We start from the raw sequence: 14889 nt of genomic DNA on the forward strand, positions 1-14889 counted from the left end.
ATAGGGCATAGGGCATAGGGCATAGGGCATAGGGCATAGGGCATAGGGCATAGGGCATAGGGCATAGGCATAGGACTCACCCCATACCTCACAACGCTTGAGAACAGCTATAGGTGCACTTAAAGACTGTAAAAAAGACTGTAAAACACAAAAAATGACTAATTTTACAGTTACTAGAGTAAAAAAATAAATATACGTTGCAACCACAAATGAAAACCCAACATCTGGATTTTTTAATTCGTTCCTGGGAAACGCGCGATCGCGCTGAGGCGTTCTATTTAATTAGGGATGTTTTAGCAGAGTACGGTTTAAAATGCGAACCTCACGGGGCAGATCGAGATGTCTATGATGTAGAACTTCATTATCATAATCAAGGCGGGGAATTTTGGGTAGTTGAACGGCAGGATAAAATAGTGGGTACGGCGGCTTACTATCCGATTGAGCGAGGAAATAATGCTGTGGAAATTCGCAAAATGTATATTTTGCCAGCAGCAAGAGGACAGGGTTTGGGGAAATTTTTACTGCAAGAATTGGAAAGTAAAATTATCGCTCGCGGCTTTGAGGAAATTTGGATAGAAACTGCTAGCATTCTCAAAGAAGCTGTGAAAATGTACGAAAATAGCGGATATCTACCGACAACTGGTGTGGAGACGCCAAGGTGCGATCGGGTTTACGTAAAATTTATAGGTACAAAAAAACTATAATTAGGAGCGCGAATTAAATAACTTACAATTTTAATTGTTATTGTGGGATGGGCGTCCCGCCCGTGCAAAAAGGACGGGCGGGACGCCCATCCCACAAAATTGTGGAAGTTATTTAATTCTCATTCCTTACTAAAAATTACACGATAAGTTTAATTTATTTTTTGCTGCAGAGGAATCTCGATCGCAAATTCGGAACCTTCTCCCAATACAGAATTGCAAGAAAGCTTGCCACCATGTTTTTCTACTATAATAAGGACGGGCGGGACGCCCATCCCACAAAATTGTGGAAGTTATTTAATTCTCATTCCTTACTAAAAATTACACGCTAAGTTTAATTTATCTTTTGCCGCAGAGGAATCTCGATCGCAAATTCGGAACCTTCTCCCAATACAGAAATGCAAGAAAGCTTGCCGCCGTGTTTTTCTACTATTATAGAGTGCGAAATTGCCAATCCTAAGCCAGTTCCTTTGCCGATGGGTTTAGTAGTGAAAAACGGGTCAAACAAGCGCTTTTTCACATCTTCGCTCATCCCAGGGCCGCTGTCAGCTATCCATATGGCAACGCTGTTATTGTCGGTTACTTGGGTGCGAATCCTAATTGCGAGATTTTTGGCGGTGCGATCGGATTTCTTCATCTCCATTTCCAATGCGTCTAGCGCATTGCTCAACAAATTCATAAATACTTGATTTAACTGACCGGGATAACATTCAACTAAAGGTAAATTACCGTATTCTTTAATGACATTAATTGTCTGGTGATCGGCTTTATGTTTCAGGCGGTTTTGCAAAATCAGCAGCGTGCTTTCAATGCCTTCGTGAATGTCAACTTGTTTCTTTTCGGCTTCGTCAAGTCTTGAAAAAGTTCGCAGGCTCAAAACTATGTCGCGGATGCGATCGGCTCCGAATTTCATAGATGCTAAAATTTTCGGTAAATCTTCAATAAGATAATCAATTTCAAAGTCTTCCCTTGCATCTACAATTCGGGCGCTAGGCTGCGGGTATTCCTTCTGGTAAAGTTGCAGCATTTTTAGCAAATTTTGAGTGTATTCGCTGGTGTAGCTGAGATTGCCATAGATAAAATTAACCGGGTTGTTAATTTCGTGGGCGACGCCTGCTACTAACTGGCCCAAACTCGACATTTTTTCACTTTGAATTAATTGAGTTTGGGTGCGTTGGAGTTCGTGTAAAGTTTGTTCTAGCTGTTGAGCTTGAGATTGAGCTAATCGGGCCGCTGTGCGCGTTTGGGTGTAAAGTTCGGCGTGGTCGATCGCGATCGCAATTTGAGCGACCACCGCTTGCATCAGTTCGACTTCCGATTCGCTCCAATTTCGCATGGACATAGCCTGATAGCAGGTAATCACCCCAATATCGCCTGCTGCAGTATGAATGGGCAGCGACAGCACTGAGTTAAAATTTGAAGCCTGGAAAAGTTCGCGCAATTCTACATCTTCAAAAGTGCTGACATCATCAATTCGCAGAATTTCTCGCCGCAAAATCTGTCGCACTGCGAGACTAGATTTGTCGTCTACAGGATAAGTGCCAAGCATACTCGGCAAATCTGCATTCTTCGCTTCGTAAGTTACGTCCCAAAGCGGAGGATTGGTGTTGGGGCGATACCAAGTGAAGATGCACCAATCTAGGTGCATCAGATTGCGAATTTCTTGAACTGCTGTTGCTAAAATTGTGTCTAAATCTAAAGAAGTGCGGATTTGGTTGGCAATTTGATTGAGCAGTAATTCTCGCTGAGCTTGTTGTCTGAGCGCTTGTTCCGATCGCACTAAAGTTTCTTCTGCAAGTTTGCGATCCGTTAAATCTTGGATAACTGCTTGGATCATTTTTTCATTTCCAACCTCGATGACTGTCAGCACGACTTCTGCGGGAAAATCAGTACCGTCTAAGCGCTGATGAACCCAATCAAAACGGTGCTTTCCCCGCTCAAAGGCGATGGCTATCATTTCGTGGGCCAAGCTCAAAGAATCTCTGCCGTTGGGTTGGAAAGGAGGTGAGAGTTTGCCAGGGTTTTGGCAGTACAACTGTTGCGCGGCGGTGCAGCCGAATAGTTGTAGGGTGGCTGTGTTGGCATCGGTGATGGCATTGTCACATAACATAAAAACCGGCAAACTGGTTAATTCGTAGAGCGATCGAAATTTGGCTTCCGACTGCTGCAATGCGGCTTCTGTTTGCTTGCGATCGGTAATGTCGGCAACCATTGCCAAAGCACCCACATAGCGTCCCTGTTTGTCTACCAAGGAATTAGTAGAAACCATCGCCCACAAGTTCCTGCCGTCTCGGCGACGGAACTTAAAATCGAGCTGTTCGCGAATTCCTTCACGGCGGCGTTTTAGACTGATTTGTGCGATCGCCCTGCCTTCTGCATCCATGAAAGCAAATAACGACTGTCCGATCATTTCCTCTGGAGTGCAGCCGAGCATATCGGCCATTTTTTTGTTGACAAAAGTAGTTTTACCCTCCGTATCTATCATCCAAATTCCTTCGTCTGCTGTCTCGACAATGCACCTGTATTTGTCCTCGCTTTCCCTGAGCGCTTCTTCTGCTAATTGGCGAGCCGTAATGTTTTGAGTCATTAGCAATCCGCCGATTATTTCTTGCCGTTCGTTTCTGACTGGCAAAGTATAACCGAGGTAGATGCGATCGCTGTAAATAAATTCTGTAACAACTGTTTCTCCTGCCAGTGCCGCCCGATAATTTGGCTCGACAGCAGCGCAAAAATCTGGCTCGAATACTTCCCAGATTGTCTTGCCTTCCATCAATTCTTTGGAAAGCCCCACGGCTGCTAATTCTGTACCTTCTACCAGCGTGTAGCGCATTTCTGGATCGAACAACATCACCGCACCGTTAGGAAAGTTGCTTGCCATAGTGCGGTAAAGCTGTTCGCTTTTTTGCAGCGCAGCTTCTGCTTGTTTGCGATCGCTAATGTCAATTACAACTGCACCGATGCCGATCGCCTCCCCATCTTTGTCGAGCAGGGGAAAATAAGAGCCTGTCAGGTGTCGGATCAACCCAGGCTTTCTGGGATTGTCACCACTCATCTCGATATTAATTAAGGGTTGTTTCGTCCTCAAAATTTGTTCGTACAAAGGCTCTATTATTGGAGCGATATTCGGCAATATATCGCGTACAGTCTTGCCGATGTGTTCTGCTGGACTCAGGCAATTTATTTCTGCGAGAAATTGATTAATTTGCACGTACCGCAGTTGAGAGTCCAAAATGCAAAGTCCCGCAGGCGCCTCCTTCAAAAAGGCATCAAATAGTGCTTGTCTCTGTGCTAATTCTTGTTCTAAAGCTTTGCAAATGCTGAGATCTGTGAAAGAACCCATCATCCCCACAACTTCTCCCGTTTTGTCTTTCAATAGCGACAGCATCAGGTGCGAGGAAAATTTTTCTCCAGATTTACGGCGTGTGATAACTTCAATTTCATGCTCACCTTTTTCTTGTAGCGGTTTGATGACTTGCTCTAACAAAAATTCGTGCTGTTCTGGCGGGTAAATTAAAGAAACGTGCTGTCCGATAGCCTCAGTTTCTTCATAGCCGTATAACTTTTGGCAGGCTTGATTCCAAATGGCGATCGAGCCGTCCATATCTGTAGAAATCACCGCTTCGTGAAATTGGTCGATAATTTGACTTTGGAGACGCAATTTGTCTTGAGTTTGTTCCAGTTCGGCGATTTTTTCTTCGAGTAGCTTCTGAGTTTTTGCCAGTTGGGCAGTCTGCTTGGCCAGCAATTTTTCTAGATGTGAATTGCTGTGCGGCGGCGCTGATTCCAGCGGAGCGCTATTTTGATCCCGATTATTAAAGATTTCTTCAACACTTAGCCAAATCGCGCACTGTCCCTCCGTTTCAATTGCCCGCTCGGAAACTCGCACGGGTACGAGATGCTGGTTTTTATGTTTGTATGCTGCTTCGCACAGGTGCGCGTGGCTATTTTTTGCTTGACATTCTAGATATTTTTCTGGGCGCGCGCACTGTGTTTGCTGAATTTCCCAATAGTTGAGGTGGAGAGTTTCTGCAACTGTGCGGCCGATAATATTTGCAAAAGCTGGATTTACGTCGAGAAAAGTCCCGTCCGTCCGGCACAATGCCAGCCCGATCGGGCACAGTTCTAACAATGGGCGGTTGCAGCGAGGGCGCTTGGCTTTTCCTAACTGGCTTTGCATCTGACCTAGCGGGACTTGGGTGATTTAATTATATCTTTATTATCTTGTTTATTGTTGTGAGTTTTATCCTTGATTAAGGAAGAGATAAGAAGGAAGTTCGGCAACGATCCCTCTACGGGATTTAACAAATGTAACGGATAGATGCTGAGCTTGGAGAGAAGAAGGAAGAGATTGGAGGTTCGAGGTTCGAGGGAAGTTCGGCAACGATCGCGCGATCGGGATTTAACGGATGGATGTTGAGGAAAAAGACAAGATGGGGAAACAAAAGTGAGTAATAATCAACGGGGAGGAAGAAAGAGGGAATGAGAAGAAACCCGAAAAATCACAAAAGAAGAAGTACAAAACTGGTACAAACACCATTAATTTATACATGGTATCTTCCCTCCAACCTTCTTCCTTCTTCCTTCTTCCGACGGACATCCGTTACATCCGTTACATCCGTTACATAATCCGTTGCCGAACTTCCTTCTATTAATCGCGGGCGATACCTTCGGAGCGGGCGGCCAACTGCACTGCACCGGCGACAGCAATGGCAACTCTTTCGTCAAAAACAGACGGTATAATGTGTTCTTTGTCAAGCTGAGAAGGACTGACTAAAGAGGCGATCGCATAAGCTGCTTCCAAATACATACTGGTCGTAATCGTGGCAGCTTTGCAGTCCAAAGCACCTCGAAATATCCCCGGAAATGCCAAAACATTGTTAATTTGATTCGGGTAATCGCTGCGTCCGGTTGCTATGATCGCCGCATCTTCCATAATTAATTCTGGCTGAATTTCAGGAATGGGATTTGCCATTGCAAAAACAATGGGATTTTCGGCCATCGAACGCACCATCGCGCGGGTAAGCACGCCAGGAGCGCTGACTCCTAAAAATACATCGGCACCGGCGATCGCATCTTCCAAAGTACCGCTCGAAGCCACGGCAAATTCTAGTTTTTCTGGGTTCATATCCGTGCGGTCTTGGGAGAGGACGCCTTTGGAGTCGCACATGATGATGTTTTGGGCACCTGCTTTACGCAGCAAGCGGGCGATCGCGACTCCGGCCGCACCGGCTCCGTTAATCACGATACACACTTCTGCGATGGTCTTTTTGACGATTTTCAAGGCATTAATTAATGCTGCCAAACTAACAATCGCAGTGCCGTGCTGGTCGTCGTGAAAAATCGGAATATCTAAGGTTTCCCGCAATCTTGCTTCGATTTCAAAGCAGCGGGGAGAAGAAATATCTTCGAGGTTAACGCCGCCAAAAACCGGGGCGATATTCTGCACTGTGCGAATAATTTCCTCAGTATCTTGGGTATTCAAACAGATAGGAAAGGCGTCAATCCCTGCAAATTCTTTAAATAGCATGGCTTTGCCTTCCATGACTGGCAGTGCGGCGGCAGGGCCGAGGTTTCCCAGTCCCAAAACTGCGCTACCGTCGGTAACAATGGCAACAGTATTTTGTTTGATTGTGAGGTTATAAACTTGTTGCGGGTCATTGGCGATCGCCGTGCAGATGCGGCCCACTCCTGGAGTGTATGCCATTGCCAAATCCGACTGGCGTTTGAGGGAAATTTTGCTCACTACGCTGATTTTTCCGCCGCGGTGCAAGTTGAAAGTGCGATCGTACACTTCGAGCACTTTAATATCTGGCAGTCCTTTAACTGCTTGGACTATTTCTTCGTTATGTTCGAGGCTGTAAGCATCGACGGTGATATCGCGAACGGTAGTGGCGCGGGTTTGCTCGATCAAGTCGATTTGGCCGAAGTTGCCGCCGACAGATGCGATCGCGCTGGTGACTCTTGCCAGCATTCCCGGCTGGTTCGGCAGAGCAACCCGAATTGTTAAACTAAAGCTGGGATTGGGTGTCAGTTTTACCATGATGCCTTGATTTCCGATTTGAGAATTTCAATCTTAGATTTTATCGCCAATGTTAGGCATAAAATTTAATAATTTAAATTTTCAACTGAAATTTTTAACAAATTCTATGAGCCTGTGGTGCGATCGCTCTGCACTGCCAGGGGTGTGGCTGGGAAACTGCTCTTTTTTTGAGTAAAGCTTTGCTCTGTTTCTAGCTGGTGACCAGGAATTTCAAAGGTGGTACCCGCCACGTGATTTATCCGTAGAATCAATCCAAAATCTAAAATCTAAAATCCTCAAGCCCCCGCATTTATCCGTGGGGTAAATCTCAAATCTCAAATCTCAAATCTCAAATCGATTGACTCTCCCACAAACAGTCTATTTTCTGTCAATTTCCTCGCGAACCGCGAATATGAAGCGCGGGGGTAGAAACCGGGTTTCTGAGGTAAACCTGCGGAACTCTTATCTATTTTTGAGAAGATTTCTGCTTATTCTGAACCTCAGCAGATATTTCGCAAAAATCTCTTTTCCAGCGATACCGCCTAATTCCTGCTGCTGTCTTTTGAAGCGAGACACCCAGGAGAGTTGATGCGGCTTTTTGATTTCCTTTATTGGGAATGTAAAAAGTAGATGCACGGCTGTTTGAGCCGGCAGGTAAAAATCTGAGCGACTGACAAGCGGGCCTTTGATATATATTTTGTCTGGTTTAACACTTGCCAAAGATTGCGAGTGCAACCTTGCAAACGCTCTAAATTACCTGCACGCTTTGCCCGATAATTCCAGGGATTTTAACTAACAGACAATCTACCCCGCGCCACCACGAGCACAGCTTGGGCCGAACCGTCTTGAGTTGCTGGTTGCTAACTGTCAATTTTACCGATCGGCCGCAGCATCGGCCCATATAATTGTAAAGAATTTGCAAGCCAGACAATCTGGGGGAACTTTTTCTAAGTCTTGCAGATCTATCGGTTGCTCTGCTTCGCTGCCGGGGGGAACTATGCACAGGGCAACTTGTCCGACTCCAGCCATGAGTTCGGCAACTCGCTCCAAAATACTGTCCATTTTTTCCATTAGTTGCTCTGCTGCATCGAGACTCGGCGCGATGATGAAAAAGGTTTTGACTCCATCGGGACAAGGGGCGAAGCCAAGCGTACACTCTCGTAATAGTGCTTGGGCGGAGAGACTGAAACCGTCGTAGAAGCGAGCGATTACTGCTTGATAAAAGGCGATTGTCAGAGAGCGATCGCCAAAAATTGGTTGAGATAACATAACTACTTCCTTTCGTAGGATTTTTGGGAGCATTGAAAAAATTTTAACATACCTTAATGTAAGCGATTTAACAAAATGATCTAGCGATCGAGATCATGGACTTGATGTGATAATTTTTAATTTGTGTAGCGATCGCAACTGTGATAAAATGTACTGTGTGCTATCACGGCCAGTGATTTTGATTGCATCAGCAGCTCAAAGCTAAGTACAAAATTTCCTACTAGGTGAGGAGAGGGGGATAGGCCCAGAGGGAGAGAACCAGAGGGAAATTACCTAAGTAGTAAGAGTATTATTGCCACAAAGTGCTTAATCTAGAGTTTAACTACCAGCCGGGAAGTCCCTCTGTATATTCAGAGGGGACGCATCTGAGCGCTACGCGAAGTACCCCGAATGAATTACGCCCGCGTGATGAAAGGCTCGTCGGGTGTAGGTACGGAAACCGACAATTAGACATTGCGAGTACCTTTAACTTTGATGTACTTTATAACTATTAAATCGAAAAAATGGTACATTAAAGTAGGTCGAAAAAAAGAAGTTTCCAATGCAAGTAACATACAAATACCGCCTCAAACCCACAAAAACCCAATTAGCAACAATTGTGGCTCATCTAGAACTCTGTCGTCGGCAGTACAACTACCGACTTGGCGAAAGATTCAGATGGTGGGAATCCACGAGAACGCCCGTCAACGCCTGTTCCTTGATTGTTTCGATAGTCCCTATTGAGGAGATTTATCAAAACATTCCTTTGGCGAGAGTGCAGACTAGGGATGGTAGAAAAAAGGATGAATTAGGTAATCCTTTGACTAAAAAGGGTGACATTTTCTCGAACATTGAAGGCGGTTATGTGCAGTGGCTAACCATACAGCTTGCCGACATGAAAAACACTAAAAAACTATTTCCTGACTATAAAGTGTTGGATTCACAGGTTTTACAAGATGTCGTCAACAGGGTGGAAACTTCCTTTTCAAATTTCACCACGCCGGATAAAAATGGCAATCGTAGGGGCAAACCCAAGTTCAAAGGGTTTCACTACTACAAATCTTTCACTTATCCTCAGTTGGACAATTTAAATATTGTCAAGGACGAGCAAAATAGGATTTGTATTAACCTCGCAAAGATAGGTCAAGTACCTATGGTTTTCCACCGCCCCATACCAACAGGGTTCAAGGTTAAGACGGGTATAGTTATTAGAGAAGCGGATGGGTGGTATATTTCCCTGACGCTAGAAGATAAGACGGTTCCTGTAACGGTTGCAGAAATTCAACCGACTGATGAAAAAACTTTTGGTATAGATTTAGGAATAACTAATTACGTTTATCTTTCTAATGGCGAAAGAGTTGAGAATCCTAGATTTTTGAGGAAGTCTGCCCAGAAGCTGGCAAGACTTCAAGCGAAGCTAGCTAACCGAGTTAAGGGTTCTAAGCCTTGGAAAGTTATCAAGGACAGGATTTCTAGACTTCATCAGTTCGTAGCCAGAGCTAGATTGGATTTTCAGTTTAAAACGGCACATGATCTGTTCGGGAAATGTGAAGTTTTAGCTGTTGAAGACTTGAGTGTCAAAAATCTGACTAGACGCGCCAAGCCCAAGACCGATATTGAGGATGGTAATTTGGTTTATTTGCCCAACGGTCAATCAGCTAAGAGTGGCTTGAATAAATCCATGCTTGATGCTGCTCATGGGCAATTCGCTAGCGTCCTAAAATATGTCGCCTGGAAATTGGGTAAAAGCGTTTTGTTTGTTGATCCGAAGGGAACTTCTCAACATTGCTGGAACTGCCTAAATAAAGTTCCGAAAGAATTATCGGAGCGGTGGCATTCCTGTCAGTGTGGAGAATCTTTGGATCGAGATGAAAACTCAGCTAAACTTATTAGAAAGATTGGTCTGAGTTACGAAAGTGGCGGGGGAACTCCGTCACTCAAAAAAGCCTTTGCAAAAAAGGAAAAAGAAGCCTGCGGTCTAACTGTACTCAGTTGACCGTCAGGTTGGTTCACAATAAACATCCAATCAAAATATTCAAGATGAACTCGATCGCTCAACAGTTAAAAGCAAAATTTGAAAAAGCATTCACCGCTGCATTCGGCGAAAGTTATGCAGGTGCAGATCCGATGCTAGCCGCCGCCAGCAATCCCAACTTTGGGGACTTTCAATGCAACGCGGCGATGAGTTTGGGGAAAAAGTTAGGAAAGCCCCCACGGGCGATCGCCTCGACAATCATCGAAAACCTAGATATTACTGACATCTGCGAAACCCCAGAAATCGCCGGGCCTGGTTTTATCAATTTGAAGCTGAAACCGGCTTATTTGGAAGCGCAAATTAGTGAGATCGCCGCCGACTCGCGTTTGGGGATTGAACCGGCGAAAACGCCTCAGACAATCGCGATCGACTTTTCGAGTCCGAATATAGCCAAAGAAATGCACGTCGGACATTTGCGATCGACAATCATCGGAGATGCGATCGCCCGCACCCTCGAATTTCAAGGCCACGACGTACTCAGAATCAACCACATCGGCGACTGGGGCACGCAATTCGGAATGCTGATCGCATACTTGCGCGAAGTTCACCCCGAAGCCCTCACAACCGCTGACGCCCTAGACTTAGGAGATTTAGTCGCATTTTACCGCCAAGCAAAACAGCGCTTTGACACAGACGAAACCTTCAAAGAAACCGCCCGCCAAGAAGTAGTAAAACTGCAAGCAGGCGCCGAAGACACCCGCCGCGCTTGGAAATTGCTGTGCGATCAATCTCGCCGCGAATTCCAAGTAATCTACGACTTGCTCGATATCAAATTAACCGAACGCGGCGAATCGTTTTACAATCCTCTATTGCCCGCTGTAGTCGAAGATTTAACCAACTTAGGTTTGCTAGTAGAAAGTGACGGCGCGAAATGCGTTTTTGTAGACGGTTTCACCAACAAAGAAGGCGAACCACTGCCGCTAATCGTGCAGAAAACCGACGGCGGCTACAATTACGCCACAACAGATTTAGCAGCAGTGCGCTACCGCATCCAAAAAGACAATGCAAAGCGGTTAATTTATGTCACAGATTCAGGACAAGCAAACCATTTTGCCCAAGTATTTGCAGTAGCCAGAAAAGCCGGTTGGATTCCTGAAGATGTCGAAATTGTCCACATTCCCTTCGGTTTGGTATTGGGAGAAGACGGCAAAAAACTCAAAACTCGTTCTGGGGAAACAGTGCGGTTGCAGGATTTGTTAGATGAGGCGATCGTCCGCACGCGCCAAGATTTAGAAGAGAGATTAAAAGTCGAAGAAAGACAAGAAACTGAGGAATTTATTGCTAACGTATCTCGAACAGTTGGTTTGAGTGCCGTTAAGTATGCCGATTTAAGTCAAAATCGCGCCAGCAACTATATTTTCAGTTACGACAAAATGCTCGCATTGCAAGGAAATACCGCTCCTTATATGCTGTATGCTTACGTGCGCGTGCAAGGAATTCGCCGCAAAGGTGAGATTGATTTTGATAATTTAGATGCTGGTGCGAAAGTAATCTTGCAGTCTGATGCAGAGTTGGTTTTAGCCAAACATTTATTGCAGTTGAATGAAGTGATAAATGCGGTTGGCGGCGATTTGTTGCCGAATCGAATTTGTCAGTATTTGTTTGAATTGAGCCAAAAGTTCAATCAATTTTTTGAGCAATGTCCGGTTTTGAAAGCTGAGGAACCGTTGCGGACTTCGCGGTTGATTTTGTGCGATTTGACGGCGAGGACTTTGAAGTTGGGTTTGGAGTTGTTGGGGATTAAGGTATTGGAGAGGATGTAATCTAAGGTTTGTAGCTGTAGGGTGCGTGAGAGCAATAAATATTTGAATCTAGATGATGAGACTATTTGCACTCACGCACCGCCCCAAACAGTATTGTATAAATTTTACAGTTCCCAGAATTTATTTCGCTTTTTAGGAGATTTTCCTTTCTTACCTTTATGTTGAAAATTTGCCAAGTCTATCTCTGCGTAGTTGAGGCGTTGGCGAAGCATTTCAAGGCTTTCCTGACAATCAATAGTTTCAGGATGTTTAGAGCCTAACTTTCGCTGAAGAATTTTAAAAAGTCGTAGCATTAGCGGTTCCGCTTCACTATAGCGATCCCGATCTAAATAAAAACAAGCCAAATTTTTGAGGCTAATTTGTACCTGAATATGGTCTTTTGCCAAGCAGCTTTCTCTAATTTGTAATGCTTTTACAAACAAAGGCTCCGCTTGGCTGTAGTGACCTTGACAGTAATATAAATAAGCTAGATCATTTAGACTAATAGCAACATCAGGATGTTCTTCTCCTAGCCAGTAAATTCTTGTTTTTAAAGCTTGTAAATGCAGAGGCTCTGCTTCATTATAGCGACATTGAGTATCATATAAATGTGCTAAATGATGCTGAGTTATTGCCAGATCGGGATGGTCTTCTCCCAATATTTTTTTCCTCATTTCCAAAACTTGGATTAATAAGGGTTCTGCTTCACTGGGATGATATTTTTCAAGGTATAACAGTGCTAGATTATTCAGGTGTGTTGCGACATCAGGATGGTTTTCTGCCAGTAATTGCTTTGTTATTTCCAAGGCTTGCTTATAAAAATTTTCAGCTTCAGCGTAGCGTTGCTGATGCTTGCAAATACGTGCTATATAGCTTAGTAAATTAGGCAAGTGGTTAACATTGCTAAAATCTTTGCTCTCCTCTATAGATCGCATTAACAGAGATTCAGCTTTTTCATATTCATCTTGTTCAAAATATAGTGCTACCAGATGGTTCAAGCAGGTTATGAGAAGATTAGTGTCTTCTTCACGCCAGTATTTGCTTAGATATAAGGCTTGCAAATACATAGTTTCAGCTTCATCATAACGACCTTGAAGGTTGTACAGGCTAGCGAGATTGATTAAACTGATTGATACGCAAACATTTTGTTCTCCGAGTAAGCGTTTGTCTAGTTCCAAAGCTTCTACTAATAGGGGTTCAACTTCCCTATAGCGACCTAGAGCTTTGTAGACGCAAGCCAAATTGCTGAGGCTTGTTGCCACTTGGGAATGCTCTGACCCAAAATGCGATCGAGTTACGGATAGACATTGCTCAAACCAAGGTAATGCTTGATCGTATAATCCTTGACCTGTATAAAATCGACCCAAGCCTACAAAAGGCACTGTTAAATACTTGTCATTCAGTAAATCCCTTAACTCTTTGTCTTTGGCTATCTCTGCCACATGGGGAATAGCAGGGGCAGCTATTTGAATCTGCTGATAAGTGGGTGAATCAGGGATTTGATCCGCTACTGCCCATGTGGCGTTTACAAATGCTTCTTTAAGTTCATTCACTTCTATTGACTCTTCTCGCTTCCCCCTCAAAAATTCTCGAATTAGGGGATGCAAACGACAGGCTGTATCACTCGTATACTTTAGCAGATGGCAATTCAATAAATCAGCTCTAGCTTCTTCCAAAAGTTCTAAATCAATTTCCTCATCTTCTGAGGTGAGCAGATAATGGTATGCTCCTTTCACTAGCCACCAAGGAATGTCAGCTAAGGCAAATAAACTCAGCATACAGCCCAATTTTTGGGCGTTTTCATATAATCGCTCCCAACTCAACTCAAAGGCAGCAGCTACCCCCAATTGGGCAGTCATTGTCGGGTCAGGTTTTTGGACAGCTATGTGTCTGAGTCGCTTTTCCTCCAGTAAAGACAGCATTGCCTCCAACGACAAATCCCGGCGATTATAAAGATAACACCCCACTAATTCCAACCCCAAGGGCAAATAGCCAAGCCACTCACATATTTGTTCGGCAACATCTAATTCCTGTTGAAAGCGATCGCCATCTTCAATCAGCACTTCCAACAGTCTCAGTGCCGCCTCTGCTTTCAGTTCATCCAATGGCAAATACGCCAAACCTCGCCCCAACTGTTCCCGCGATGTAATCAGCACCTTAAACCCAGATGATTTTGGTGGCAAATAAGGCTTTACCTCCTGCTTGTAGTCTGTGACATCATCGAACGCAATCAGCACATCTCCCGATGGCCAATTTTGCCAGCAGTACCTCAACTGATTTGGTAAATCAAAATCCTCTGGCGGCTTCAGGTTTAAGAGACTCCGCGCAAAACTAACAATTTGAAGCCCTACATCTCCATTTCTGACATCAATCCAACAAACACCGCCGGCACCGTCACCTAACCCCTCTAAATGTCGCTGCCCATAGCGATCGGCAAGTGCTGTTTTGCCAACCCCGCCCATGCCAATAATCGCGACAGCAGGAAGATTATTCTGTTGCTGAAACAACTCATCCAGCTTTTCAATATCCTGTTCTCGCCCTACAAACTCCACCACACTGCTGCGAGTAAGATTATCGTATTTCTCACGCCTCGGTTTGGCAAAGACTCGCTCCTTTTCCCTCAGAATAACATCGCACTCTTCTGGAGTTGCCGGAAATATTTCCTCATTTCGCCTGATGAAAACAGTGTCAGCAGGATAAGTTGTACTCCGTGTTGTTAAATCTCTGATCGTCCGGTGTAAATGGGGACTCGGCGGGATAGAAACCACGAAAATATTTTTGCCATCTATCTCAACTGTTTCACAGTGAACATCTGGAATAGGAGGCTCACAGGCAGGGTTAACCCTTTGCAGAATTTGTTTGGGGATTAGCAGGTTGCTAACATCAAATAAGTCTCTCGTACCATCAGGCCTTAACTCATCCCCAACCCCTATAATTAGATAGCCTTTTTGCTCAGCGGTGTTAACATTGCCATTAGTGAGTGATAGAATATCTCTGATGAACTCATCGCATTGCTTCTTGGCATCATCTTTATTGGGGTCTTTTAGTTTGTGCAGTTCCCGTTTGAAATCTAATTTCAAACCTTCGGGCTGGCTGATGAGTTTTCTAAGCTGCTGACTGTCCATAGTTTATGTCCTTTTAAAA

General features: G+C 44.5%; 8 protein-coding genes. 3 read left to right on the forward strand and 5 right to left on the reverse strand.

Annotated features, from left to right (window positions below; genetic code table 11):
- Positions 1-209 precede the first annotated feature (209 nt).
- Positions 210-704 (forward strand): GNAT family N-acetyltransferase, encoded by a 495-nt coding sequence (locus QUA16_RS10175; RefSeq protein ID WP_333103338.1) that lies wholly within the window; start codon positions 210-212, stop codon positions 702-704.
- A gap of 331 nt (positions 705-1035) precedes the next feature.
- Here QUA16_RS10175 and QUA16_RS10180 read toward each other — a convergent pair whose 3' ends face one another.
- The 4 genes from QUA16_RS10180 to QUA16_RS10195 all read right to left on the reverse strand — a co-directional run bounded on the left by QUA16_RS10180 (position 1036) and on the right by QUA16_RS10195 (position 7989).
- Positions 1036-4878: a PAS domain S-box protein gene (locus tag QUA16_RS10180; protein WP_333103337.1), complete on the reverse strand. Its 3843-nt coding sequence runs from the start codon at positions 4876-4878 to the stop codon at positions 1036-1038.
- 471 nt (positions 4879-5349) lie between these two features.
- The gene (locus QUA16_RS10185; protein WP_333103336.1) at positions 5350-6741 is read right to left on the reverse strand and encodes a malic enzyme-like NAD(P)-binding protein; all 1392 of its coding nucleotides are present in this window, start codon (positions 6739-6741) and stop codon (positions 5350-5352) included.
- Between the two features lie 104 nt (positions 6742-6845).
- Positions 6846-6971 carry a hypothetical protein gene (locus QUA16_RS10190; protein WP_333103335.1) on the reverse strand — a complete coding sequence of 42 codons (126 nt, stop codon included), beginning with the start codon at positions 6969-6971 and terminating at the stop codon, positions 6846-6848.
- 622 nt (positions 6972-7593) lie between these two features.
- The gene (locus tag QUA16_RS10195; RefSeq protein ID WP_333103334.1) at positions 7594-7989 is read right to left on the reverse strand and encodes a hypothetical protein; all 396 of its coding nucleotides are present in this window, start codon (positions 7987-7989) and stop codon (positions 7594-7596) included.
- 541 nt (positions 7990-8530) lie between these two features.
- Between QUA16_RS10195 and QUA16_RS10200 the strand changes: the two genes are divergently transcribed.
- The gene (locus tag QUA16_RS10200) at positions 8531-9964 is read left to right on the forward strand and encodes a transposase (protein WP_333103333.1); all 1434 of its coding nucleotides are present in this window, start codon (positions 8531-8533) and stop codon (positions 9962-9964) included.
- A gap of 44 nt (positions 9965-10008) precedes the next feature.
- A complete protein-coding gene (gene argS, locus QUA16_RS10205) occupies positions 10009-11766 on the forward strand; it encodes an arginine--tRNA ligase (protein WP_333103332.1) in 1758 nt (585 codons plus the stop codon).
- 104 nt (positions 11767-11870) lie between these two features.
- Here the strand turns inward: argS and QUA16_RS10210 are convergent, their stop codons facing one another.
- Positions 11871-14870, reverse strand: coding sequence for a tetratricopeptide repeat protein (locus QUA16_RS10210; protein ID WP_333103331.1), 3000 nt, complete (start codon positions 14868-14870; stop codon positions 11871-11873).
- Positions 14871-14889 lie beyond the last annotated feature (19 nt).

This window comes from Microcoleus sp. S13_C3, from assembly GCF_036700905.1.
Classification (GTDB): domain Bacteria; phylum Cyanobacteriota; class Cyanobacteriia; order Cyanobacteriales; family Microcoleaceae; genus Microcoleus.

Coding starts and splice junctions, on each gene's coding strand:
- QUA16_RS10210 (WP_333103331.1), bottom strand. CDS start 14,870: ATGGACAGTCAGCAGCTTAGAAAACTCATCAGCCAGCCCGAAGGTTTG.
- QUA16_RS10200 (WP_333103333.1), top strand. CDS start 8,531: ATGCAAGTAACATACAAATACCGCCTCAAACCCACAAAAACCCAATTA.
- argS (WP_333103332.1), top strand. CDS start 10,009: ATGAACTCGATCGCTCAACAGTTAAAAGCAAAATTTGAAAAAGCATTC.
- QUA16_RS10175 (WP_333103338.1), top strand. CDS start 210: ATGAAAACCCAACATCTGGATTTTTTAATTCGTTCCTGGGAAACGCGC.
- QUA16_RS10195 (WP_333103334.1), bottom strand. CDS start 7,989: ATGTTATCTCAACCAATTTTTGGCGATCGCTCTCTGACAATCGCCTTT.
- QUA16_RS10180 (WP_333103337.1), bottom strand. CDS start 4,878: ATGCAAAGCCAGTTAGGAAAAGCCAAGCGCCCTCGCTGCAACCGCCCA.
- QUA16_RS10185 (WP_333103336.1), bottom strand. CDS start 6,741: ATGGTAAAACTGACACCCAATCCCAGCTTTAGTTTAACAATTCGGGTT.